The following is a 23,999-nucleotide window of genomic DNA, read 5'->3' on the forward strand; positions in this document are numbered from 1 at the left end:
CTCTTCTGCGGCTGATACCATGTTGACCGAGGCCTCACTCGCCGCGACGGGTATCGACGCCGTCGCGTTGAAACCCGCCGAAGTCGACGTCGCCGACGCGCTGGACCTCGACGCCGAGGCCGCCGTCATCGACTACGAGGGCCGCGAGCGGTTGCCCGACGCCGAGACGCTGGCAGCGCTGGACGACGCCTACGACCTCTTCGTCACGACGCCCGTCCGCGCCGACGGCTTCGACCCGCTGGGCGACGACTCGCTTCTGGACCGCCTCCCCGAGACGGCCACGCGCGTCCTCGTCGCCGGCAACGGCGCCTACCTGACCGAAAGCGAGGCCCGTCGCGCCATCGCGCCGCGTCTGAAAGCCGCCCGCGAGGCCGCCCCCGACGCGTGGGTCGGCACCGAGGGCATCGAACGCGTCGCGCTGGCGACCGGCGGAACCCAGTTCGAACTCCTCTCCCGCGGCACCGACTCCGAGGTCCGCGCGATTCGGACGGCCGGCTTCGACGGCGATATCGTCCTCTACGCGCCGACCGTCCTCACCGACGACCCCGACGAGACGCTGGATGCCGTCGGCGGCTACGTCTCCCGCCGCGGCCCCGTCCGCAAGGCGCTTCCCGACGACGCCACGACCGATGCCACCGCCGAGGGCCGCGCCCGTGAAATCCTCCTGCAGGCCGCGACCGACTACGCGCTCGTCGGCGACGCCGAGACGGTCGCCGACCGTGTGGCCGACCTCGAAGCCGCCGGCATCGACCGCGTCGTCGCCTATCCTGCTCGCGGCCTCGATGCCTTCCGTCCATGAGCCCCGCGCCGCCAGCCGAATCCATGGAGGTCGCCGTCGTCGGGTGTGGCGTCGTCGGGGCGACGGCCGCCGTCGAACTCGCCGAGGCGGGCGCCGATGTGACCGTTTTCGAGGCCGGCGATGTCGCCAGCGGGGCCAGCGGCCGCGCCGCCGGCATCTGCTATGACGCCTTCGCCGACAGTCTCGACGCCGAAATCGCCGCGGAAGCACTCGAAACCTTCCGCGAACGGGACGCCATCACCGACTGCCCGTACGTCTGGCTGGCCCGCGCAGGCGACGACCGCAGCGCCGCGGCGATGGCCGAACACGTCCCGCGAATGCAGAAACAGGGCCGCGACGTCGAGTTCATCGCCCCTGCGGACCTCGACGCGCGCTGGCCGGCACTCCGAACCGACGACATCGAGCGGGCGGCCATCGCCCACGACGCCGGATTCGTCGATACGGGCAACTACACCCGCGAGACGGCCCAGTTCGCGGTCGCCGCGGGCGCCGACCTCCGCGCGGAGACGCCCGCCCGGCTTGACGAACGCGGCCGCGTCAACGGCGAGGCCTTCGATGCCGTCGTCGTCGCCGCTGGCGCCCAAACCCCGCGACTGGTGGCGGCGGCCGGCCTGCCGATTCCGGTGAAAGCCTACCGCGTGCAGGCATTTCTCTCCGCGGAGACGCCGCTTTCGGCGGCGGTACCGATGTGCTACGATGCAACCGGGAGCTACTACCTCCGGCCGCGAGGGGGCGGCCTCTTCGTCGGCGACGGCACGGTCCCCGAGGCGGCGGACCCGACCGACTGGAACCGGCGCGCCGACGAATGGTTCGTCGAGGAGTGTGCCGACTACCTTCAGCAGGCAATCGGTCAGACTGTTCCCGAACGCCGGTCGTGGGCTGGTCTCTGTACCGCGACGCCGGACGGCGACCCGCTGGTCGGCGAGCGGGCGCCCGGCATCTACGTCGCGACCGGCTTCCAGGGCCACGGCTTCATGCGCGGCCCGGCTATCGGCAAACGGCTCGCAAGGGCGGTGCTGGGCGAGTCGGCATCGCCGGCGTTCGACCCCAACCGCTTTGCTCCCGACGAGGACTTCGATATCGTCGAGGGGATGACCCTCGAAGAATAGGCTCGGTTAGGCGTCAGCGTCGCTCGCGTCGTCTTCGGCCGCCATTTCGACGGACTCGACCTCATCGGCTTTCTCCTCGCCGTCCTTCGGAATCAGCACTTCGAGCGTGCCGTTCTTCGTGACCGTCGCGTCAGCGGCTTTGGCATCGACATCGGCGTCCTCGGGCAGTTCGACCTCGCCGCGCAGTTTGAGGCCACGGCCGGGGAACCGCATATCGTAGCCGTCGTGGAGGCCGCGGAACCGTTCGATATCGATTTCGAGCGTGCGGCCGACCAGTTCGACGTTCACGTCGCCCGCGCTCGCGCCAGGGGCGTCGAAGACGGCGAGATACGCGTCGTCGTTTTCCAGCAGGTCGACGGGCAGGTACTTTCGCTCTTGGACGCGACTGGAGGCGCGGCCGATGCCCTCCAGTACCGTCCGCCCGATGGATTCCCCCACCTCCCGAATCATACGTGAATCTCTTCGAGCCCGTCGCTTTCCCCGCAGTAGGGGCAACTGAACGCCTCTACCCCGGTATCGTCGGGCATCGAATACTCGTAATGCAGTTCGAACATGTCGAGGTGACAGTCGTCGCGAGTACAGGAAACCTCCAGCGTCTTTGGCATGAACGGGTGTAGGAGCGAGACGCTAATCAATGCCCCGGCGTTTTGTCCCTGGCGTACCTGACCGACGTATGGTCGTTCGGGGCATCGACTTCAGCGGCGCGGCCGAACCGGGCGAGGACATCTGGATTACCGAGGGTCGACTCGACGGCCGAACCCTCGAACTCACGGCCTGTCGGTCGGCCGCTGAGGCGTTCGAGACGCGGGGCCGCGAGGCGATTCTCTCGTCGCTTGTGGACCTGCTCCGGAGCAGCACCGGGACGACGGGTATTGACGTCTCCCTCGGACTGCCCGCAGCGTTGCTTCCCGACGGTGTGGCGGAGTGGCCGGATGCCGTCCGCTGGTTCGCCGAGACGTTCGCCGACGCAGACGCGTCCGAAATGCGCGAATATTTAAAAGAACGCGCCAGGGCGAGCGACGAATCCGGCGTCGAGTTGAAACGACAGGCCGACACGGCGGTCGGCGCGAACTCCCCGTACGGTTTCATCACCTACTACCAGACGCTCCACGGGATTCGGGACGTGCTCGCGCCGCTGGTCGCCGAGGATGCCGTCCGCGTCCCGCCGATGCAGTCGGCTGGAAAACGAAATGTCATCGAGACGTATCCGGCGGGCACGCTCCGTCGGCTCCGGACGGTCGACACCCAATATAAGGAAAGCGGCGAGGAGACGGTCGACCGCCGTGCGGAAATCCTGCGCGTACTGAAATCAGACCGCGGTGATATCGTACTTTCCCTCGACGAGGAGACACGAGAAATCGCCCTTCAGTCACCGGGGGCTGACGCCCTCGATAGCATTGTCGCTGCCGTCGCGACGGCGCGGGCGGTTCGGAACGACTTCGCCACGGACTACGACTACCGGGACTGTGAGGGATATATCTACTCTTAAACAGTGTTTGGCGTGTGTTTTAAATCACCAACTATCGTACACACTGGTATGAGCACCACCCTCACGACACGGATTCCGGAGGACCTCGCGGCGGAAATCGAGCGTATCAGCGAGGAGGAGGGCCTCGACAAGAGCGCTGCTACCCGTCAGTTGCTTGCACAGGCAGTCGCCGAACGGCGGCGAAAACAGGCGTTCGAGCGTTACGAGGACGGTGAACTATCGCTCGGGCAACTGGCCGAGGCGGCGGATATGTCCGTCCGGCAGGCGCTTTCGGAACTCCGGGAACGCGGTATCCACTTCAACTACTCCGAACAGAGCCTTCACGAGGACTTCGATGCTTGACGAGGGAGCGATCGCCGATGCGACGGTGCTGATCTTCCTCGGAAAGCTCGATAAACTTGACCGTCTTCGGGAACGCTACGATACTGTATATATACCCGAAACGGTCCACGAGGAAGTCGTCGTTGCCGGCAAGGAGATCGGCGCGCGTGACGCCGCACTCGCCGAAGAGGCGATCGAGGACGGCTGGCTCGTCGTTGAACCGACCGATGTCAACCCGGCAGTCGAGCGATTCGACCTCGAAGCCGGCGAAACCGCCGTACTCTCGCTGGCTCTCGACCGGGATGCGGACTGCCTGCTTGCCGACGAGGAGGCCGTCCGCGAAGTCGCCCGCCTGCTCGACCTCAATCCCCGCGGGACGCTGTCCGTACTGTTCGACGAACTCCGGTCGGGTGACGCCACCTTCGACGATTTCGTCGAGTCGCTGGAACGCCTCATCGACGAAGGGTTCTACCTCGATGAGTCGGTCTACCTGCAGGCGGTTCGGAAGGCACGAGAACTCGCTGAGTAACCATCCGCATTCGTTTTACGCGTCGATGCCCTCCGGCCGAGTATGAAGGACCCGGCGGACCTGGACGTAACCCTCGTCGACGGCTACGTCGACGAGCCGGCGCATTTCGGCGTGCCACCCTATATCTCGACGTATCCGCGCTTCGCCGCCGGTGCTGCCGTCGACGCAGGCGTTTCGCCCGACAACATCACGTATCACACCATCGACGAACTCCGTGAGGACCGCTCGAAGAAGCGGGACGTCGCGGCGGCCGACCTCTTCATTTACGTCGGCGGGATGACCGTCCCCGGCAAGTACGTCGGCGGCACGCCCGCCGAACCCGACGAGGTGAAGGAACTCGCCTGGATGGCCGAGGGCACGAGCGTCATGGGCGGGCCAGTCCGCTTCGGCGTCGGCGAGGCCAACGAGGGCGCCACCGAGACTGAACGGCAGAACCTCGATTACGACTTCCTCGCGATGGCCGACATCGAGGCCGCGGTCTACGACCTCGTCCACGGCGGCTTGGAGGGCTTCGAGGACCGCTACCGCGACAACGAGGAACTCGATAGATGGGCCTCGAAGGGCGCCTTTATCATCGAGCAGCATCCGGACCACCCCGAATACCTCATCTGCGAGATGGAGACCTCGCGTGGCTGTCCGTACCGCTGTTCGTTCTGTACGGAACCGATGTACGGCGACCCGGACTTCCGGGCGCCCCGCTCGGTCGTCGAGGAAGTCGACCGCCTCTCGGACCACGGCGCCCGCCACTTCCGACTCGGCCGGCAGGCGGACATCCTCGCCTACGGCGGCGACGGCGAAGCGCCGAACCCCGACGCCCTCCGTGAACTCTACGGGGGGATTCGCGAGGCCGTCCCCGACCTCGGGACGCTGCATCTCGACAACATGAACCCCGTGACGATTACGGACTATCCCGAGAAATCGAGGGAGGGAATCCGCATCATCGCCGAGAACAACACGCCCGGCGACACCGCGGCGTTCGGCCTCGAATCCGCCGACCCGCTCGTTCAGGAGGAGAACAACCTCCTTGTCACCGCCGAGGAGTGTCTCGAAGCGGTCCGCATCGTCAACGAGGAAGGTGGCTGGCGTCCCGGCGAGGAACCGGGAAGCGGCCCCTCCGTCGACCCGAACGCCGACCGCCTGCCGAAACTCCTGCCGGGCATCAACCTCGTCCACGGCCTGAAGGGCGAGCGCTCGGAGACCTTCGAGCACAACAAGCAGTTCCTGCAGGATGTCTACGACGAGGGCCTGATGGTCCGCCGTATCAACATCCGGCAGGTGATGGCTTTCGAGGGCACCGAGATGGCCGAGACGGGCGCCGACATCGCCAAGGACCACAAACAGCAGTTCAAGACGTACAAGCAGGAGGTCCGCGAGGAGATCGACAACCCGATGCTCCAGCGCGTCGCCCCGCCGGGGACCGTCCTGCCGAACGTCTACCTCGAATACCATCAGGACGGCAAGACCTTCGGCCGGCAGTTGGGCACCTACGCGCTTCTCGTGGGTATCCCGGGCGAGCACGAACTCGGACAGGCCATCGACGTGGCCGTCACCGACCACGGTTTCCGCTCGGTTTCGGGCGTGCCCTATCCGCTTGATATCAACAGCGCCTCGATGGATGAACTCCGGATGCTCCCCGAAATCGGCAAACAGCGCGCCGGCAACATCGTCGTCAACCGCCCTTACGAGTCACCCAAGGACGCTACCGACGAAATCGACCTGACGCGATTCTGCGAGACGGGCCGCACGGAGCGCGCGGACTGACAGCCTCGGCGATAGGCCTTTGCTTGCGGCTTCCTGAGTTCTATGCATGCCACAGGATAGCACAGCCGACCGACTCCGCATCTCGTATCCTGCGGACCTCAGCGAGTGGGGGCGATTTCAGGTCGAAAAGCCGTCGTTCCGGGCGTATCTGCGGAAGACCACTGAGATGGCGAGTCAGGGTGACGTTTTCGAGGAGTTCGTCGGCGTCGGTTGCTGTGGGAACACGCTGGACGTGCCGCTTCGGGTCGAGGCCGTCGAAGGCGGCAACAGGGTCGGCGAGGACACCGAAATCGAATACGAGGTGCGGGAGGCCTGCGATATCGAGGGCGGGTGGCTGGTCCAGAGCGAAGCGGGGCCGTCCTAAAGCCGGTGTAGACCGTCCTCGTCTTCGAGGAAGAGCGGGTTCTCTGGGCCGAAGGCGGTGCCCGTTAGGGCGACGGTTCGGTCCTCGACTTGTACCTCCCAGCGCGGGACGAACCCTCCCTCGTCGAGTTCGACGTCGTCGACGGCATCGTCCCACCGGGTCAGCAGGCGGGCGACGTCGCTCCGAAGGCGGTGTTGGCCCCAGAGCATGCCGCCGCCCAGAGCGAGAGCGATGCCGGCCGCCGCGGCGGGCGCGAGTGCGGGCCGACCGACGGCGACGAGTGACAGGGCGCCGAGAACCATCAGGGTGCAGACGGCTGTCAGCGGGCGTGTACCGAACCCTAACGGCACTTGGTAGTCACTCATTCGGACAGTGCTTCACGCCGGCGTCTATAATCCCTCGGTCCCGTTTCACTCGGTGAGTTCTGCTTCCTGAAGGACCTCGTTGAGGTCGTCGCGGACGTGTTCGCCGAGTTCGCGGTCGCCGGCCGTCGTGACGACGCGGTTCTCCTGGACGCTGGAGCCGTCACGGATGAGCAGGCGGACGTTGCCGTTGTCGTCGGCGCGGGTCACCTTCGCGCGGACGCCCGTGCGGGAACCGGAGCCGCCGGCGTCGATGGGGCCCGGAATCAGTTTCTTGACGTGGGGATGACTGGCGACGGTCTGGAGGACCTGCCGGCCGTCGCGGCCGCCGATGACCGTCGAGTGGCTGCCGCCCAGTTTCTCCTGAAAGGAGGCTTCGATGACTTCGAGGGCGGTGTCACCGCGCTTGCGGCGGACGGCCTCGATGGGGTCGTCGTCCTCGACGCGGTAGAAGGGATAGTGAAGTTCCGCGCGCGTGGCGCGGACGATGTCGCGCTCGCCGGTGGCGTAGACCTCCTCGGGCCGTTTGCGTCGGACTTCGTCGGCGATGCGGCCGGCGTAGTTGCGACGTTCGGCCGGTGCCCAGCGGTCGTCGGTTTCGATGCTGGTCGTGACGGTTCGCTGGGCGACGATCTCGTCGTCGAGCAGGCAGGTGACGGTCGCTCGCTCGCGCTCGCAGTCGATGACGACGGTGTCGGTGTTGGCGCTGCGACAGACCAGGCAGTAATCGCCCGGCCGTTCCAGCGACGACGCGCACTGCCGACACTCCATGTCCGTTCGAAGTCGTCCGAGCCCGATAAGCGGGGCGGTTCACCCCCACTTTTTGCACGGGGCGCCTGTAGCGCCCCGGCAAAAACATGGGGAAAATATGCGCGAGAGCCGACTAACGCACTCGGAGGGCGTGGCTGGAAGCTCTCGCTACGGTGACTCGGCGACTTCGCCGCCTCGTTGCCGCGAACCGCCTCGGGGGCGCTTTTCAAGCGCCCCACTCGGCGGATGCTACCCCCTCAGTCGGTTGATTCTTTTAAATAGCGGCTTCTAACTCTACCCTTTCTCACATCTGGGGGAACTTCCCTGTCACGACAGATCGTCAGGGTCGGCCTTCAGGAACTCACGGGCCACGACCGTCGCGTAACTGCCTTTCGGCAACGAGAACGAGAGCGTAAGCGGGTCGCGGTCGATATCGAGGTCGGTCGTCACGCGAATCGCGCGTCGGGTACCCGTCGAATCGAACTCGCCGGGTAGCGAGAAGTCGGCGGGTTCGATGCCCAACTCGTCGAGCACTTCGTGGGCGATTTCGGCGGGTTCGCCGGCCCCGAACTCGGTGTCGGTGCCGACAAGCGGCGCGGTGACGAACGCGCGGCCGCGCTCGCAATGGCGGCCGACCGTATCGACCCGGCCCTCGTCGACGGTCTGGGCGCGGTCGGGGTCCGGCAGGCCGGCGTCGTCGGTAAAACAGACCACGTCGCCGGGGACGGGACGGCCGAAGGGCAGGCCCCGTTCCAATCGCTCCGAGAGGATGCGGTTGAAGGCATACGACTGGGCGGCGTTGACGAACATCCGCTGGAGGTTCGTCGGCAGGCGCTCCAGCGCCTCGCGGTAGTCCTCGTCGGTTTCGGCGCCCTCCGCGAGGCGGGCGGCGATGGCGCGCTCGAAGCGCAAGCGCCCCGGCAGTGTATCGAGGGCGGCCTGCCAGTCCCGCGTTTCGCCGATTTCTTCCCGGACCTCGCGCGTCGATTCGGGTTCGCGCTCGCTGGACTCACAGACGTACCGGACGGCCGCCGACTTCCAGTCGCCGCGGACGATATCGAGGCCGACGCGGTGGGTGATGGGTCGTTTCGACCCGAAACGCTGCTGGCCGAAGTAGTTCGGAACGGCCACCTCGTCGGCGCTTCCGTCGAAATCGGCGGCGAACTCGCGGAGTTCGTCTGCGACGGTCTCGGCGTTTTCGGGGTGGTCGGCATCGCGAACGACGAGTTCGAACTCGTTGCCCGCGAGGTCGCCGAAGAGGACGGGTCGGCCCGCCCGCCCCAGAATCTCGACGTCGGCGTTACCAAGCTCCGGCAGTTCCGTACGGTCGGGCAGTTTCACCGAGAACAGCTGTGTCGTAATCGCGTGCTTGTCCTTCGTTCCGGCCCACGAGACGCGCTCGCGGCTGATTTCGAGTTTGTTCGACAGCGCCGAGGCGAAATCGTTGGTGTCCCATCCCGAGAGCTTCGCCCGGAAGACGAGATGCGGGTACGACCCGCTGTCGGCGTCGACGGGGTGGACGTCGACGTCGAAGGACTCTCGCTCGCGGACCCGGAAATCCTCCGGGCGGGCGCGCAGGCGGCCGCCGGTGCCATCGGCCTCGCTGACGTAATACTCGATGCCGACGGCCTGCTCGACGGGATGGGACTCGCGCATACCCTCGGCTGGACGCCGCTGCGCAAAGCGTCTTACGAGACGGGAGGCTTAGAAGGAGGGGACGAGGGGTGCCGTTACCTCGTCAGCGTCGTAGCGTTTCGGCTGGCCGCCGTCGGCGCGGACCGTTTCGGTGGACGTTTGTCGAGGCATTCGCGGCACCATCGGTTCGATTTCGTCGGACGTCATCTATTCACCCGTACCGACTCATCATCCTTAAACCTCATGATTGTTAGTGCAGTTCCGGCAATTGCTGCCGGTCGGCGGCGAGGATTTATAAACGATAACGTGGCCAGCCCCGGTATGTCGCCGCCCGACGCCGACCGCGAGTCGCTCGAACGTCGTCTCGATGCCGTCGAACGGGCGCTTTCTGCGGACGAACCAGTCGACCGAACCGACGAACTCGCCGAACTCGAAGGCCGGATTGCGGAACTGGAAGCCGCCGTCGAGGCGCTTCGGGGCTACGTCGGGTCGGTGCGCTCGGTCAACGAGGACGTCGAACGGCGGGCCGACCGCGCGCTCCGGAAGGCCGAGGCACTGGAGCGAACGGTCGCGGCGGGCCAGCGGGAGCGGGAGGAGCCGACGCAAGCCGCCGGACCGACCGATGATGGGGCCCAAATCCCTCTCCTCGAACGCCTGCGGCCGTGATTCGCGTCGTATTGGCGGTCGTGCTCGGAACGGCTCTCGTGGGCGCCAGCCTGCCGGCCGCCGAGCGGGCCGAACGGGACCGCAACGCCGCGCTCGCGACGGACGAACTGAACGTGCTCGCGACCGACGCCGAGCGACTCGCGGCCCGAAACGACCCGGTCGACGCGAACGCTTCGCCGGCCACGACCACCGTCACACTCCGCCCACCGGAGCCGTCGTTCACGGACGGCGGGCGGTTTCACGTCGCCGACGGGCGATTAGTCTGGGTCCCCGCGCGCGGCCCGAACGTCTCCGTCCGAAGCGAGGTGCCGATTCGGGTCGACGGCTCCCTCCGCATCGAGAGTCGGACCGAACTCCGGTTGTCGCTGTCCCGAACCGACGGCCAGGCGGTCGTCCGCGTTCGGCGAGCGGGGATTCAAAAGGAAAGCCGCGACCAACCGCCCTATGCTGGATAGACTGCTCGATACCGCGGCCGACTGCGGCTGTGTGCCGTCCGTCGAGGCCGACCGGCTCCACGTCGACAGCGACGACTGCGCGGGAGAGGGCCGGCTCGCCGAGGAACCGGCCTGTCGCGGGACCGTCGTCGAAGCGCTGGAGGACCGAGACGTGACGGCCGTCCGCACCCGCGCGTCGGGCTTCGAGCGCGCCTACGAGGACGACGCCGCGGCCCTGCTCGTTGCGGCGGGTCGCTTCGCCGAGGCCGCCGCCTTTCACGATGCGGACCTCGCGGCCCGCGCCCGGAGGGACCCGCTGGGTGCGGCCCGCGTCGCCTCGGGTCGGGGCGACCCGCTGGCGCGTATCGCCGCCGAAACCGGCCTCGCGACGTTTCTCGGCGCCGACTACGAGACGGCGCTCCGGCCGAGCGTCGGGCCGACGGTCGCCCGCTCCCGGGTGGCGACCCGACCGCCCGCGGACGCGACGCTGACCGAGCGCTACGAACTCGATACCGGTGCCGTCGTCCGGCACTATACCGGCGACGACCTCTCCACGTACCACCTTACGCCTGCGGAACACCGGCTGGACGCCGACGCGACGGCGACGCTGGCGGCAGCCTACGACCGTCTCGCCGAAGGGGGCGTCACCGGTGGCCAGCGGGCGCCGGGACGGGCCGTTCGCGCCGTCGCCGATACCGGCCAGCCAGTCGAAACGCTCGCGACAGCGCTCGAAAAGCACACGCGCGGCCTCGGCGCGCTGGAGGACTGTTTCGCCGACCCCGAGGTGACCGACGCCTTCGTCACCGCACCGGTCGAGAACAACCGCATTCGGGTCCGCCGGGACGGCGAGACGATGCGAACCAACGTCCGGTTGACAACCGACGGCGCCGCGGCGCTTGCCTCCCGGTTCCGGCGGGCCAGCGGCCGCGCGTTCTCGAAGGCCAGCCCCACGCTGGCTGCGACCGTCGACGCGGGCGGCCGCCGAGTGCGGGTCGCGGGCGTCACCGACCCCGTCAGCGACGGCGTCGGCTTCACGTTCCGCGCCCACGACGAGTCGGCGTTCCGGCTGGCCGACCTCGTCGAAAACGGGACGCTCGACCCCGAGGGGGCGGCCCTGCTATCGGTCGCCGTCGAGCGCGGCGCGGCCGTCCTGCTTGCGGGCGCCCGCGGCGCTGGCAAGACGACGCTGCTCGGCGCGCTGCTGTGGGAACTGCCGCCGTCGGTCAGGACCGTCGTCATCGAGGACACGCCCGAACTTCCCGTCGAGGAACTCCAGTCGACGGGCCGGGACGTCCAGCCGCTTCGTGTAGCGACCGGCGACGGGGCCTCCATCGAACCGACCGACGCCCTTCGGACGGCCCTCCGACTCGGCGACGGCGCACTCGTCGTCGGGGAGGTGCGCGGCGAGGAGGCACAGGTGCTCTACGAGGCGATGCGGGTCGGCGCCGCCGACGGCGCGGTCCTCGGGACGATTCACGGCGGTGGCGGCGAATCGGTCCGCGAGCGGGTCGTCACCGACCTCGGTGTGCCGGAAACCGCCTTCGCGGACACGGATTTCGTCGTCACGGTCGAAGCCTACGACGACGGCGACGGCCGGACGCGCCGGCTCCGAGCCGTCGAGGCCGTTCGTCGTACCGCCAACGGCGTCGGCTTCGAGACGGTAGCGGACGACGAAGGCCTTTGCCTCGCTGACAGTCCCGCCATTGCCGACCTCGCGGCGCCGAACGAGACGGCCGCCGATGTCCGGGCGGACATCGAGAGCCGAGCGAACCACCTCGGCGAATGACGGCAATCGAACGCCTCGCGCGGCTCTCACCGCGGGAGACGGCCCCCGACTCGTTGGCCGAAGTCGCACCGTTCCTCGACGAGGAACCGTCGATACTGGCCGCCGGCGCGGACGTCGTCGGCGCCATCGCGACGGTTCCAGTTGTCCTCATCGCGCTCGTGCTTGGACGGGCGGAACTCTTGCTGGTCGCTTTCGGCGTCGGCCTCGGTGCCGCCGTCGCCGTCCGTGGCGTACTCCTCGCCGTCGCCAACCTCCGCGAAAGCCGGGCGCTCGGTGCGGCGCCGACCCTCGTCGGGCGGGCGGTCCTCCGGTTGCGCATCGCCCCGACGGCGGAGGGGGCGGCCGCATTTGCGGCGAGGACCGATGGCCTGCTCGGCGACCGTCTGGCCGAACACGTCAGACGGGCGCGGGGGACGCCCCGTTCCGGACTCGGCGCCTTCGCCGACGGCTGGCGTGACACCTTCCCGGCGCTCTATCGGGCCGTGACGCTGCTGGAGGCGGCCGCGAACGCCCCCGACGACGAGCGCGACCGGGCACTCGACCGCGCGATGGAGACGGTCCTTGATGGGGCCGAGACTCGTGCTGCTGAAGCAGCCGATTCGCTTCAGGGACCGACGACGGCGGTCTACGCGTTCGGCGTGCTCCTGCCGCTGGCGCTCGTGGCCGTCCTGCCGGCGGCCGGCGCGGCCGGCGTCGAGGCCGCCCTTCCCGCGGTCGTCGTGGTCTACGACGTGGTGTTGCCCGCCGGGCTCTGCTGTGCGGCCGGCTGGCTGCTGGCGGCCCGCCCGGTCGCCTTCCCGCCGGTCCCCGTCGGCCGCGACCATCCCGACGTCCCGGACCGTCGGTGGCCGCCGGTCGTCGTGGGTTTGGCTGTCGCCGTCGGTAGTTGGCTCGTCGTCGGCACTCTCCTCCCGGCGTGGACTCGACCGCTGGCGGCCGTCGGATTCGGAGGCGGGGCGGCCCTCATCTGCTGGTTTCGCCCCATCGTTTCGGTTCGACGGCGTGCGAGTCGGTTCGACGCCGGCCTCCCGGACGCGCTATATCTCGTCGGCCGGCGCGTGGCCGACGGCGTGGCCGTCGAGCGCGCCGTTGCCGACGCCGCAGATGACCTCGATGGCGTCGTCGGCGAGACGTTCACCGCAGCCGAGCGGCGGGGCCGCCAACTCCGGGTCGGCGTCGAGACGGCTTTCGATGGCGCCCTCGACGGCGTGCCGAGCAAACGGGGCGAAAGCGCCGCGCGCTTGCTCGGTTTGGCGGCCCGCGAGGGCCCGCCGGCCGGCCGCGCGCTCGTCGAAACCGCCGACCACCTCGATGCGCTCGCCCGCGTGGAGGCGGAGGCCCGCCGCGACCTCGGCCGGGTCACCGCGACGCTCGGCAACACCGCGGCTTTCTTCGGCCCGCTCGTCGGTGGCGCGACGGTCGCCCTTGCCGATAGCATCGACGCCAGCACTGTCATCGATGGCAGCTCCCCGGATGCCGCCGCGCTCGGCCCCGCTATCGGCGCGTATGTCCTCCTGACGGCAGTGGTTCTGACGGCACTGGCGACGGGCCTTTCGCGGGGACTCGACCGGGCGACGGTGGGCTACCGAATCGGTATCGCCCTCCCTCTGGCGACGTCGACGTATCTCGCCGGCTTCGCCGCCGCCTCGGTCGCGGCCGGGGGTTTATAACTGAACACGCGGCCAGCGGCCCCATGTTCGACGTTCCCGTCGACGCCTGGTACGTCTATCTCGGTCTCGCCGTCGCCAGCGGGGCGACCGTCACGCTCGCGGGTGCGATGCCCGCCGCAGCGCCGCCGGACGCGACTGGTGCCGCTCGAACCGTCGATAGCGTCGCCGCCAGCCAGCACGCATCCGTCGGCAGCCACCCGCTCGCTGACGCCGACGCCGTTCGGGTGGGCGCCGATACCCTCTCGCTTCGCGGGCCGGGTGGGACGACCCATGCCGGCCTCGGCTACGGGCCGGTCGTCCTCGCTCCCGAAGGGACGCCGCTCGGGGGCGTCCTCCGCGGGGAACCGCCCGAGCAGGTCTTCACATCGCCGGCGCGGTTCGAGCGGGCGGTCGCCGACCGGCGGGCGACGGACCCGACGTGGTACCGCACCGACCGACTGCTCGTCAGGCGGGTCACGTGGGAGGGAACCGATGTCGTCCTCGTCGGCTAGGGCACAGGTCGAACCGCTGGCCGCGCTGGCTGCGGTTTTCGCCGTCGGTGTCGGCCTGACGCTCTACGTCGGCGCGCTCGACGGGGCGCTTGCGGCGCTCGACGACGACCGCGAGATGGCGCCGACGGCGGCCGACGCGCTCGTCGCCGAAGCATCCTCCTTCGGCGCCGTCGACCCGCCGTTATCGGCGGCCGCGAAGCGTGCTCGCCCGACGGGCTATCGGCTGAACGCGACGCTCGCGGCCGGCGGAAAGCGGTGGCAGGCAGGTTCGCCCCGTTCACGCCGCGTCGATTGCGTCGAGCGACGGGTGAGCGCTCGCACCGCACCGGGGACGGTCCACCCCGGGCGTCTGGAGGTGTGCGTGTGGCCCGCGGCGTGAGCACCGTCCTCGACGTAGCGGTCTGTCTCCTGCTGGTCGGCGCGGCGATGACGACGCTGACTGTCGGGATTCCGAACGGAGGACGCCACACGGTCGGCGACTCGACGACTCCCGACGCGGACGTGCCCGCCCGAACGCTCGCGACTGTGACGGCTGACGTCTCCGCCCCTCGAAATCGAACGGTTCACGGCACGCTAGCGGACCATCTCGGACGAGCCGCTGTGGCGAATACCTCGCTCGATGGCGACTCGCTGTCGGACGGGGAGTATGCCGGCGCGGTCGCGACGGAAACGGCCGAAACGACCGGACGACGGGTCGCAGTCACGGCACGCTGGGAACCGTATCCCGGGGCACCGCTTCGGGGAACGGTGACGGCAGGACGAATGCCGCCGACGGACGCCGACGTCGCAGTCACGAGACACGTCGTCGCCACCGGTATCGACGCTTCCATGGCGGACCCGGATTCCTTCGGCACGCTGGCACGAGCGCTCGCGACGGCGTATGTCGAGTGGCGTTTTCCGCCGGAGCGAACGCGTGCCGCGCTGGTCGACGAGCGGACCGCACCGGCAACCGCCGATCGCTATCGGACGGCGGCAGCGCCGCTCGGCGCGGATATCGAGGGCGCACTCGCTGAGGCGGACACCCGACGAACAAACGAGTTGCTCGCGAACGCGCTGGCCAACCGTCTCGAAGCCGACCTCCGAGAGCGGTACGATACGCCCGCGGCCGCCGCCGAGGCGAGCGCTCCCGACCGAACGGTACTCGTCGTCCGGCGGTGGGACAGATGAACGACCGTGCGCGCGTCCCGTTCGCGCTCGTCGGCGTGCTCCTGTTGGTCTCCAGTACGACGCTGACCGCGACCATCGGCACGGAGGCGCCCGCCGACCGGCCGTCGGTCGACCGGGCGATGGATGGCGCGACCGCCGAATCAGTGACCGCGCTCCGGGCGGCGGCCGACGAGGCAGCGACCGAGGCGGCGGCCGCTCCGGTGACGCGCCCGGCGAACACGACGGCCGGCCGAGCGCTGAACGACACTCAGCCGTTCCGGGACGCGCTCCGATTACGGCTGTATCTGGCCGCCCGCGAGCGCCTCACTCCGGTCGCCGTCGAACGCGGTGGTGTCACCGCGACGGCGTCGCTGCCGGCCGTCGAGTCGACGACTCGCGGCTACCGCGAGGCCATCGACCACGTCACGGTCGAACGGGCCGGCGAGGACAGGGCGGCCCTTCGGGTGACCATCGAGAACGTCACACTGACCGCGACTCGCGGTGAGCGGCAGGTCGCCGAAACCGAACGGTCGCCGACCTTCGTCGTTGCCAATCCCGCGCTGTTGCTCCACGACCGAACGGAACGCTTCGAACGCCGGGCGACCGCGCCAGTGACCGAAACGGGTATCTCGCGTCGCCTGACAGCGCGGCTCTATCCGATTGCATGGACCCGCGGGTATGCCCAGCACGGTGGCGCGCCGATAGCCAACGTCGTCGGCACGCGACACGTCGAACTGGCGACTAACGACGCGCTCGTCGCCGAACAGCAGGCCGTCTTCGGCGCCACCGACCCCGACGGCCACCGGGGCGTCGCCGCTGCGGGTCGGCGTGTCGCGACCACGGACGCCCTGCTCGGTGCCGGTGGTGACGAGAAATGGGTCGACGCGGTCCTCGGTGGTGCCAACGAGGTCGGCCAGTCCGACTCCGGCAGCCAACCGGTCGGCGCCTGGCGCTCCGAACCGCCGGCCGCCGAGGTGTCAGTGGGCGTCAACCGCTCGGCGGACCACGCCTACGCCGAGGTGGTCGGCATCCGCGGCGAGGACCAGATCGCTCGGCACATCGACCGGGCACACACCGTCGAGGCCCGCGTCGACGCCTCGGTCGAGAACCGGGGCAGCTACTCGACCGGCGAGCGCTCGCCCGGCGGCGACTGGACGCTCGTCGACGTGCGGCGCGAAACGAGCGTCTCGCTCGATGACGCCGAAGCGGCGGCAGACGACGAATCGGACTGGACGACACGACGAGCGAGGGCTTTCGAGGCGGTGGAGACGGCAACCACGACGCGGACGTGGCGGCAAGGAAACCGGACGACAACAACGGTACGGACGAGCAAGCGTCGCTATCGGGTTTCCGTCACCCTTCGCGCTCGAACGGCACCCATCGACGGGGTTCCGAGCGGCCGCCTCGACGGCGCACTGGCCCCTGCGACCGACCGGGCGACCGACGAGGCGCTTCGCGAGGCGGGCGGCTTCCGGACGGCCGCCCGAAGCGTCGTCTCCGGCGGATGGTCCCCGACGACGGCGACGGCGACCGCCGACCGGACCGTCTCACGGGCTGACGTTCTGCACACCGTTCGACCGCTACGCGAAACGACGCGCAACCACACCGTTCGACTGCCCGCGCCGGCGGTCGGTGCCGGCCGAGCGAACCCGCCGGCCCGACTGCGCGAGAGCCTCGCGGACCGCCGTGAGGAACTGCTCGGCCCGCCCGACCGGTCGGCCGAGCCGCGGGCGAAACGCGCCGGCCGGGCCGCGTATCTCGACGCGCTGGGCGCGGAACTCGACGGCCGGGCGGATACCCACGCCGAGACCAACACCGGTATTGAGGCAGCACTCGGCGAGCACCTCCCTGCCGACCGGCTCGACGGCGCGCTCGCGGCCCATCGGGCGGCCCGTCGTCCCGACCCGCCGCGAACCGCCGACCCGGCGGGGAACCTCTCGTTTGCGGTCGAAACCGGGCCGTCCTATCTCACGACGGGGTCGGTGGCCCGCGACCGAATCGGCGCTCGCGGCGAGGGTCGTATCACGCCGCTTGCGACCCGGAACGTGAACGTCTTCACCTCGCCGCACGACGGGGTCGCACAGTCGATCGTCGACCGGATTCCCTATCTCGGGGCGGACCGGATCGCCCTTTCGACGGCCGCCTCGACGCTCCTCGCGGCCGAGCGGTCGGATACTGACGCCCCGGACCTCGAGCGGGAAGTCGGATCGGCCAACGCCCACGTCCGTGGTGCGCTCGTCGCGGTCATGGTCGACGAGGGAATTTCCGAGCGGGACGCGAGGGCGGCGCTTGAAACCGATGCGGGGACCGCCGAGGCCGCCTTGGCGCTGGCGAACGGCACGACCGCCGACCGCGCGGCCGCGACCGTCGCCGACAGTGAGGCCGAACGGGACCGGCTTCGGGTCCGTCTGCGAAGGAGGCTCGATGCGACGCTCGCCGAGAAGGGCGCCCGCCCGCCACGAAGCGCCACGACGCCGATTCCCGAGGCGCTTCGCGCGGAATACAGCAGGGAACTCCGACGGGTGGCTGCCGATGGCATCGAGGCCGAAATCGCGGACAAACGGAAGCGGCTTCTCGGCAAGCGCCTCGGCGCGCTTCCGGCCGGCCTGCCGATTGCGCCGGTTCCGGGCTACTGGTATGCGACGGCCAACGTCTGGTACGTCGAGGCGGCCGGCGAGTACGAACGGTTCGTGGTCCGGGCCGACCGCGGTGGCCCGTCCGGCGCGGTGACCTACATCCGCGACGGGCGGGCGGCCCGAATCGATTCGCGAGACGCCCGCCTCGGCACTGCCGAGCGCGTTCCAGTCCGGCTCTCGACGGCCGTCGTGGTCGTCGTTCCGCCGGGTCCCCGCGGCGTCGGTGACACCGACGGCGTCGCCGACGAACGGTCTCAGGGGTGGCCGCCGTGACAGCCGAGGCTTCTTGCGGGCGGCGGTGGAAACGGGGGGTATGGACGCCGCTACTGCCCTCAAGTCGGCCGCTGCGGTCCTCCAGCGGCCGTCGAACATCCTCCCCGCGTACTTCCTGACGCCGGCCGTCTCGGCGGTCACACGAACGGTCTCGCTTTTCGGTATCGCCGTCGTCTACCTGTATCTCGAAACGACCGGACGGCTCGCGCGGTTCCGCGAAGAACTCGCCGCGCGCGATATCGAGTCGCCGCCCTCGGCGGAGACCAACCCCGATGCCTTCGACACATGGGTCCGGGAAATTACGCCACTGGTCGAGACGGTCGTCACGCCCACGACCGTCGCCATCGTCGCGGCGACGATACTGGCCACGATAGTCGTCTCCGTCATCCTCGTCGCCGTCGCATCGGCTGCCCAACTGTCCGCCAGCCACGCGCGATTGTGTTCGGAACGCGGGACGACGGCCGCGCTTCGGGGCGGCCGCCGCTTCTGGGGACCGATACTCGTGCTCCGCCTGCTGGAACTCGCCCTCTGGGCGGGGATACTCGCCGCCGTCGGAATCGTTATCGCCGTCGTGTCGCTGCTCTCGCCGATAGTGGCCGCGCTGGTGGCTCTCGCAGCCTTCCCGGTGACCGTCGGACTGCTCGTCGGCATCCGTCTCGTGTTCATCTTCGCGCCGGTCGCCGTCATCGTCGACGAGGGAACCGTCGGCCCGAGCCTCAGACGGTCGGTTGGGTTTCTTACCGATAACCCGGTCGCTGCGGGCGCGTACGTCCTCATCGCGCTGGGCGGCTTTCTGACGGTCGGGTCCCTCGGCGGGGCCTTCGCCACACAGGGCAGCGGCGTCCTCTTCGGCCTGCTCGGCTTTACCCTGCTGTCGCCGGGACTGGACCTCGTGAAAACCGCCTTCTACGGGGATTACAGGGGGGAAGTCGACCCGCCAGGGGCTCCCGAGGGGCCACTCGGAGGCCGGTTCCGAGCCGGCCTCTCCCGCGGTATCGGCGAGCTATTCGCCTTCGTCCGGGGCCACCCTCTGCTGCATGTCGCCTCGCTTGCGGTCGGCGTCGCCGGGTTCGCGCTCGGGTGGGTCGCCATCGAGCCGTTCCTCGGGGGCGTCTCGACGTCCATTGCCGACCGACTGGCCGGCCACAACCCGCTCGTGGCGGCCGTCGAGTTCGGCGCGAACAACTGGACGGTCGCGGTGAGTTCGGCTTTCGCCGGCCTCGTGTTGGCGGTGCCGGCCGCGGGCGCGCTACTGTTCAACGGCTTCGTGTTCGGCGTCATCGCCCGCACCGAGGAGACGCTACTCGAACTGTTGGCCTTCGTCGTGCCGCACGGAATCCTCGAAATCCCGGCCTTCATCGTCGCGGGCGCGCTCGGCTTCTGGCTGGGCGGTGCCGGCTGGCGGACCCTCCGGGGGCAGGCCTCCGCCGAGGCGCTGGCCGATGCCATCGACCGCGCCTTCTGGGTCGCCATCGGTCTGGGGGTCCTGCTCGCTATCGCCGCCGTCATCGAGGGGTTCGTCAGCCCCTACTACTATCGACCGTTCCTGTAGCCCGACCCCGAACGCTACTTGAGGCCGGGGACCCGAAGGGCGGATATGCTCCACGAAGTCGCCGACGACCCCGGGTCCCATACCCCGGAGGAACTTCACGAACGGTACGAGGCCGAACTGGCGGGCGCCGTCGAGTCCCACGGCGTCGAGGAAGTCGCCGAGGAATCCGGCGTCGATGCCGAACGGCTCCGCGCGCTGTTGGACGGCGAAACGCCCGAATTTACACTCGAAGAGGCCGCGGCCATCCTCTCGGTGCTCGCGGAGGCGCCCGAGGCCGAGACCATCGCCATGCTCGTTCGCGACGACCTGATGATGGGGATGTCGATGGCCGTCCTCGACGTCGAGGCCATCGAGTCCGGTATCGGCGGCCAACTCGAAGCGAAGGAAATCCAGTCGAAACTCGAAGGCCGCTTCCCGATGAACCTCCGGGAACTCGCCTTGCTCCATCAGTTCATCGAGAGCAAAAAGCGATGAAGGTGGGCATTCTCGGCTGTGGCTACGTCGGCCTGGAGTTGGCCCGCCAGCTACAGGACGACCACGACGTCGTCGGCGTTCGCCGCTCGGAGGCGGGGCTGGCGGCCGTCGAGGAGACGGGCGCCGAGGCCGTACAGGCCGACGTCACGGACGCCGAGGCGCTCGAAGCGGTTCCCGACGTGGACGCGCTGGTGTTCGCGGCCTCCTCGGGCGGCCGCGGCGCCGAGGCCGCCCGCCGTGTCTACGTCGAGGGGCTTCGGACCGCCATCGAATCCTTCGGCGCTCGCGCAGATTCGCCGGACAGACTCGTCTACACGTCGAGTACGGGCGTCTATGGCGACCACGATGGCAACTGGGTCGACGAGGAGACCCCGCTAGAGCCGACCACGGAGAAGACGAAAGTGCTGGCGGAGGCCGAACGAATCGCCCGCGAGGTTGCTCCCGACTACGGCATCGACGGCGCAGTTGCGCGGTTTGCGGGCCTCTACGGCCCGGACCGCTATCGGCTCGAACGGTATCTGGAAGGGCCGGTTACCGAAGGGTATCTGAACATGATTCATCAGGAAGACGCCGCGGGCGTCGTCCGCTTTATGCTGACCGACACCGATGCGGACCTGCTTTTGGCCGTCGACGACGAACCGGTCAACAAGTGGGCCTTCGCCGACTGGCTGGCCGACGAATGCGGCGTCGAGCAGCCACCCAAGCGGACGAAAGCCGAGCGACTCGACGACGATATCTCCGAGGCGGCCCGTCGTCGTATCCTGACGAGCAAGCGCTGCTTGAACGACCGGCTTCGCGAGTCGGGCTACGAGTTCCGCTATCCGACCTATCGAGAGGGGTATCGGGACGCCATCGACGCCTACCGAAACCGGCAATAACCGGCTTTCGCGGCGAAGTACTTACCTCGGTGCCGGGCTATCTCGGGCTATGCAGCAGACCGCGGCCGAGGACGCGTTCGCGGTCGGCCAGCAGCTTTTCGAGGCAATCACTGGGAATCCCGAGCGGGTGCTCGTCGTCGCCGCCGTCGCGCTCGCGCTCGTGCTGTTCGGCGTCGTGCTGTGGTCCCGATTCGGCCGGACGCCCGGCGACCGGTTTCTGGACGCCCTCGCCGTCTCCGACGGCATCGCGGTGCTGATGCACCCGAACCCGGACCCCGACGCGATGGGGTCGGCGCTGGCCGTCGCGACGATGGCTGACGCCGTGGGCACGCCCGCGACGATACAGTACCCCGGCGAGATACGCCATCCGGAGAACCGGGCCTTCGAGACGGTTCTGGACTGTTCCTTCGAGCGAATCGATGCGGCCTCGGAGTTACACGGCGAGGACGTGGTGCTCGTCGACCACAACGAACCCCGCGGCTTCGGCGGCGCCGATTTCATCGAACCGTACGCCATCGTCGACCACCATCCCGGAAACGGGGAGGGGGAGGCCTTCACCGACGTCCGCCCCGACCGGGGGTCGTGTGCGAGCATTCTCACCGAATACCTCCAGCAGCGTGGCTGGAGCAACGACCCGGAGGCCAGCGGACAGGTGGTCTCACCGCGGGTCGCGACCGGCCTGCTCTACGGCATCCAGTCGGATACGACGGCGTTCACCCGCGGCTGTACGCCCGCGGAGTTCGAGGCGGCGGCCTTCCTCTTTCCCGCAGCCAACGGGGATTCGCTGGACCGCATCGCCAACCCCGAGGTCGACGGCGAGACCCTCGACGTGAAGGCCAAGGCAATCCGTGACCGGAAGAAGGACGGGTCGTTCCTCGTCAGCGACGTCGAGACGCTGTCGAACCTCGATGCGCTACCGACCGCGGCCGAGGAACTCGTCCGTCTGGAGGGCGTCTCCGTCTCGGTCATCATGGGCGAGGCCGACGGCGCGATTCACCTCTCGGGGCGCTCCCGTGACGACCGGGTTCACATGGGTAAGGCCCTCCAGCGGGCGACGGGAGAGCTTTCGGATGCCAGCGCGGGTGGTCACGCGCGGATGGGCGGCGGACGTATCGAACTCCCGCTGTCGGACAGCGAGTCCGGGGAGTCGGTCGACCTCGAATCGCGGCTCTTCGCGGCGATGAAAGGCGAGTTGTAACGCTCGCCTGCCAGCGTGCTTTTGTGTCCGACCCGCTTATCACGGGTATGGCGACGAAATCGGCGACGTGGGCCTATCGTGACCGCTTCCACGAGTCCTTCGCTCGCACCTATTTCCGGCGCTTTGCTGATTGTCTGGTCTCCTCGGTCGGCGTCGGCACGTATCTCGGCGATGCGACCGACGCCGCCGACGAGGCCTACCACGAGGCCATCATCGAGGCGCTCGAAAGCGGCATCAACGTCGTCGACACCGCGGTGAACTACCGCCATCAGCGCGCCGAGCGGGTGGTCGGCGAGGCCGTTCGGGACAGCGATATCGACCGCGACGCGGTCATGGTCTCGACGAAAGGCGGCTTCGTCCCCTTCGATGAGGAACGGCCCGCCGACGCCTCCGCGTACATCGAATCGGAGTTCCTCGATACCGGCCTCATCGACCGCGAGGACCTCGTGATGGGCAACTGTCTCACGCCCGCGTTCCTCGATTGGAGTCTCGACCGCTCGCTTGAGAACCTCGGCTTCGACTCAGTCGACCTCTACTACGTCCACAACCCCGAGGCACAACTCGCCCAGTTCGACCGCGAGACGGTCTACGACAAACTCGAAGACGCCTTCGTCCGACTGGAAGAACGCGCCGCCGCGGGCGACATCAACCACTACGGCGTGGCGACGTGGGAGGCCTTCCGCGTCCCGCAGGACCACGACAAATACCTCTCGTTGCCCGAAGTCGTCTCGCGGGCCCGCACGGCCTCCGACCGCGCGGGGACGACGGCCACGCACTTCCGGGCCGTGCAGTTGCCCTTCAACGTCCATATGGCCGATGCCTTCACCCTCGAAGCCCACGAGGGCGCCGACGGCGAACAGAGCGCGCTGTGGTTCGCCAGCGAGGCCGGCCTCGACGTCTTCACCTCGGCGTCGCTGCTGCAGGGCGACCTCGCGGAATCGGGCGGTATCCCCGAGGCCGTCGACGAACGCCTCGCCGGGGACACCGCTGCCCAGCGCGCGCTCAACTTCGCTCGGAGCGCCCCCGGCGTCACCTCGGCGCTGGTCGGCACCGGGTCGCCGGAACACGTCGCCGAGAACGTCGGTGCCGGCACCTTCGCGCCGATGGGCGCCGACGCCTTCGACAGCGTCTTCCAGTAAACTGATACGGGCCCGTCGGATACCGGGCGGTATGCGCCGTCGCCGCTATCTCGCCTTGCTTGGAACCGCCGCCAGCGCCGCGGTCGCCGGGTGTAGCGACGGCGGGTCGTCGACCGAAACGCCCACGCCGACGCCATCCCCGACGCCGACCCGCGAGGACCTCATCGAGCGGTATCGCTCGGAACTGGACGGACGGGACATCAACGTCCAGCGAATCCAGGAAGACGGGCCCACGCTCCTGCTGGACTATTACAGCGACGCCGGCAGCAGGTCGGGGTTCCGCGAGGAAGTCCAGCGGGTCGCCGCCGCGGCCGCCAGCGCCTACGGCCAGTATCTGAACGTCGAGGTCGACCGCTTCGAGGTGACCGGCTACGCCTACAACGACGACGTCCTCGGGGAGTTCCACATCGAGGCCGCGTGGGTCGAACAGTTGATGAGAAGGGAACTCAGCGAGGCGGAGTACCTCCAGCGGGTTCAGAACACCGTCTCCGCGGCATAGCGTCGGCGGCACCGGGTTCGAATCGAACCTCACGATAT

At 68.9% G+C, this 23,999-nt stretch carries 27 protein-coding genes; 21 read left to right on the forward strand and 6 right to left on the reverse strand.

Translation table 11 applies throughout. The features are described 5' to 3' along the window. Positions 1–19 precede the first annotated feature (19 nt). Together HWV23_RS11255 and HWV23_RS11260 are read left to right on the forward strand one after the other, a co-directional pair. Positions 20–799: a DUF7388 family protein gene (locus HWV23_RS11255; protein WP_178290495.1), complete on the forward strand. Its 780-nt coding sequence runs from the start codon at positions 20–22 to the stop codon at positions 797–799. Beyond that, positions 796–1,908 carry an NAD(P)/FAD-dependent oxidoreductase gene (locus HWV23_RS11260; protein ID WP_246282681.1) on the forward strand — a complete coding sequence of 371 codons (1,113 nt, stop codon included), beginning with the start codon at positions 796–798 and terminating at the stop codon, positions 1,906–1,908. Before HWV23_RS11255 ends, HWV23_RS11260 begins: the two co-directional genes overlap by 4 nt. Before the next feature lie 6 nt (positions 1,909–1,914). Here the strand turns inward: HWV23_RS11260 and HWV23_RS11265 are convergent, their stop codons facing one another. Both HWV23_RS11265 and HWV23_RS11270 read right to left on the reverse strand, forming a co-directional pair. After that, on the reverse strand, positions 1,915–2,358 hold the full coding sequence (locus tag HWV23_RS11265; protein WP_178290496.1) for an Hsp20 family protein: 444 nt from the start codon (positions 2,356–2,358) through the stop codon (positions 1,915–1,917). Then, positions 2,355–2,513, reverse strand: a complete 159-nt coding sequence (locus HWV23_RS11270; RefSeq protein ID WP_178290497.1) for a DUF7559 family protein — start codon at positions 2,511–2,513, stop codon at positions 2,355–2,357. The genes HWV23_RS11265 and HWV23_RS11270 overlap by 4 nt, the downstream gene beginning before the upstream one ends. A gap of 68 nt (positions 2,514–2,581) precedes the next feature. On the opposite strand from HWV23_RS11270, the gene HWV23_RS11275 reads away from it, so the two are divergent. Genes HWV23_RS11275 through HWV23_RS11295 form a run of 5 tightly spaced genes read left to right on the forward strand, consistent with a single transcriptional unit; the run spans position 2,582 to position 6,372 of the window. Continuing rightward, positions 2,582–3,397: a DUF429 domain-containing protein gene (locus HWV23_RS11275; protein ID WP_178290498.1), complete on the forward strand. Its 816-nt coding sequence runs from the start codon at positions 2,582–2,584 to the stop codon at positions 3,395–3,397. 48 nt (positions 3,398–3,445) lie between these two features. Beyond that, entirely contained in the window at positions 3,446–3,739 is a 294-nt protein-coding gene (locus tag HWV23_RS11280; RefSeq protein ID WP_178290499.1) for a UPF0175 family protein, read from the forward strand. Further along, on the forward strand, positions 3,732–4,247 hold the full coding sequence (locus HWV23_RS11285) for a PIN domain-containing protein (RefSeq protein ID WP_178290500.1): 516 nt from the start codon (positions 3,732–3,734) through the stop codon (positions 4,245–4,247). Before HWV23_RS11280 ends, HWV23_RS11285 begins: the two co-directional genes overlap by 8 nt. A 42-nt stretch (positions 4,248–4,289) precedes the next feature. Then, on the forward strand, positions 4,290–6,008 hold the full coding sequence (locus HWV23_RS11290; RefSeq protein WP_178290501.1) for a radical SAM protein: 1,719 nt from the start codon (positions 4,290–4,292) through the stop codon (positions 6,006–6,008). A gap of 46 nt (positions 6,009–6,054) precedes the next feature. Beyond that, entirely contained in the window at positions 6,055–6,372 is a 318-nt protein-coding gene (locus tag HWV23_RS11295; protein WP_178290502.1) for a DUF7968 family protein, read from the forward strand. Here the strand turns inward: HWV23_RS11295 and HWV23_RS11300 are convergent. The 4 genes from HWV23_RS11300 to HWV23_RS11315 all read right to left on the reverse strand — a co-directional run bounded on the left by HWV23_RS11300 (position 6,369) and on the right by HWV23_RS11315 (position 9,326). Beyond that, positions 6,369–6,737 carry a hypothetical protein gene (locus tag HWV23_RS11300; protein ID WP_178290503.1) on the reverse strand — a complete coding sequence of 123 codons (369 nt, stop codon included), beginning with the start codon at positions 6,735–6,737 and terminating at the stop codon, positions 6,369–6,371. The genes HWV23_RS11295 and HWV23_RS11300 overlap by 4 nt on opposite strands. A 45-nt stretch (positions 6,738–6,782) precedes the next feature. Next, on the reverse strand, positions 6,783–7,505 hold the full coding sequence (locus tag HWV23_RS11305) for a DUF2103 domain-containing protein (protein WP_178290504.1): 723 nt from the start codon (positions 7,503–7,505) through the stop codon (positions 6,783–6,785). Between the two features lie 306 nt (positions 7,506–7,811). After that, a complete protein-coding gene (truD, locus tag HWV23_RS11310) occupies positions 7,812–9,140 on the reverse strand; it encodes a tRNA pseudouridine(13) synthase TruD (RefSeq protein WP_178290505.1) in 1,329 nt (442 codons plus the stop codon). 48 nt (positions 9,141–9,188) lie between these two features. After that, on the reverse strand, positions 9,189–9,326 hold the full coding sequence (locus tag HWV23_RS11315) for a hypothetical protein (protein ID WP_178290506.1): 138 nt from the start codon (positions 9,324–9,326) through the stop codon (positions 9,189–9,191). A gap of 114 nt (positions 9,327–9,440) precedes the next feature. Here HWV23_RS11315 and HWV23_RS11320 point away from each other — a divergent pair, with 114 nt between their 5' ends. The 14 genes from HWV23_RS11320 to HWV23_RS11385 are packed head-to-tail and all read left to right on the forward strand — an operon-like array spanning position 9,441 to position 23,961. Beyond that, positions 9,441–9,785 (forward strand): DUF7310 family coiled-coil domain-containing protein, encoded by a 345-nt coding sequence (locus HWV23_RS11320; RefSeq protein WP_178290507.1) that lies wholly within the window; start codon positions 9,441–9,443, stop codon positions 9,783–9,785. Further along, complete coding sequence (locus HWV23_RS11325; protein WP_178290508.1) at positions 9,782–10,240, forward strand: DUF7311 family protein; 459 nt, start codon at positions 9,782–9,784, stop codon at positions 10,238–10,240. The genes HWV23_RS11320 and HWV23_RS11325 overlap by 4 nt, the downstream gene beginning before the upstream one ends. Further along, positions 10,230–12,005 (forward strand): ATPase, T2SS/T4P/T4SS family, encoded by a 1,776-nt coding sequence (locus tag HWV23_RS11330; RefSeq protein WP_178290509.1) that lies wholly within the window; start codon positions 10,230–10,232, stop codon positions 12,003–12,005. Before HWV23_RS11325 ends, HWV23_RS11330 begins: the two co-directional genes overlap by 11 nt. Beyond that, positions 12,002–13,675 carry a type II secretion system protein gene (locus HWV23_RS11335; protein ID WP_178290510.1) on the forward strand — a complete coding sequence of 558 codons (1,674 nt, stop codon included), beginning with the start codon at positions 12,002–12,004 and terminating at the stop codon, positions 13,673–13,675. The genes HWV23_RS11330 and HWV23_RS11335 overlap by 4 nt, the downstream gene beginning before the upstream one ends. A 23-nt stretch (positions 13,676–13,698) precedes the next feature. Continuing rightward, entirely contained in the window at positions 13,699–14,166 is a 468-nt protein-coding gene (locus tag HWV23_RS11340; protein ID WP_178290511.1) for a DUF7283 family protein, read from the forward strand. Continuing rightward, complete coding sequence (locus HWV23_RS11345) at positions 14,147–14,545, forward strand: DUF7285 family protein (RefSeq protein WP_178290512.1); 399 nt, start codon at positions 14,147–14,149, stop codon at positions 14,543–14,545. The genes HWV23_RS11340 and HWV23_RS11345 overlap by 20 nt, the downstream gene beginning before the upstream one ends. Next, a complete protein-coding gene (locus HWV23_RS11350; protein ID WP_178290513.1) occupies positions 14,530–15,333 on the forward strand; it encodes a DUF7284 family protein in 804 nt (267 codons plus the stop codon). The genes HWV23_RS11345 and HWV23_RS11350 overlap by 16 nt, the downstream gene beginning before the upstream one ends. Then, positions 15,330–18,221 carry a DUF7286 family protein gene (locus tag HWV23_RS11355; RefSeq protein WP_178290514.1) on the forward strand — a complete coding sequence of 964 codons (2,892 nt, stop codon included), beginning with the start codon at positions 15,330–15,332 and terminating at the stop codon, positions 18,219–18,221. Before HWV23_RS11350 ends, HWV23_RS11355 begins: the two co-directional genes overlap by 4 nt. A 40-nt stretch (positions 18,222–18,261) precedes the next feature. Continuing rightward, the gene (locus HWV23_RS11360; protein WP_178290515.1) at positions 18,262–19,773 is read left to right on the forward strand and encodes a stage II sporulation protein M; all 1,512 of its coding nucleotides are present in this window, start codon (positions 18,262–18,264) and stop codon (positions 19,771–19,773) included. Positions 19,774–19,818: 45 nt separating this feature from the next. Beyond that, on the forward strand, positions 19,819–20,247 hold the full coding sequence (locus tag HWV23_RS11365) for a DUF5791 family protein (protein WP_178290516.1): 429 nt from the start codon (positions 19,819–19,821) through the stop codon (positions 20,245–20,247). Beyond that, entirely contained in the window at positions 20,244–21,125 is an 882-nt protein-coding gene (locus HWV23_RS11370; RefSeq protein WP_178290517.1) for an SDR family oxidoreductase, read from the forward strand. The genes HWV23_RS11365 and HWV23_RS11370 overlap by 4 nt, the downstream gene beginning before the upstream one ends. Positions 21,126–21,174: 49 nt before the next feature. Beyond that, positions 21,175–22,323 (forward strand): DHH family phosphoesterase, encoded by a 1,149-nt coding sequence (locus HWV23_RS11375; RefSeq protein WP_178290518.1) that lies wholly within the window; start codon positions 21,175–21,177, stop codon positions 22,321–22,323. Between the two features lie 47 nt (positions 22,324–22,370). Next, positions 22,371–23,462: an aldo/keto reductase gene (locus tag HWV23_RS11380; RefSeq protein WP_178290519.1), complete on the forward strand. Its 1,092-nt coding sequence runs from the start codon at positions 22,371–22,373 to the stop codon at positions 23,460–23,462. Positions 23,463–23,493: 31 nt separating this feature from the next. After that, the gene (locus HWV23_RS11385) at positions 23,494–23,961 is read left to right on the forward strand and encodes a DUF8159 domain-containing protein (RefSeq protein WP_178290520.1); all 468 of its coding nucleotides are present in this window, start codon (positions 23,494–23,496) and stop codon (positions 23,959–23,961) included. The last annotated feature ends 38 nt before the right edge of the window (positions 23,962–23,999 follow it).

It is taken from the genome of Natronomonas halophila (genome assembly GCF_013391085.1).
Taxonomy (GTDB): Archaea; Halobacteriota; Halobacteria; order Halobacteriales; family Haloarculaceae; genus Natronomonas; species Natronomonas halophila.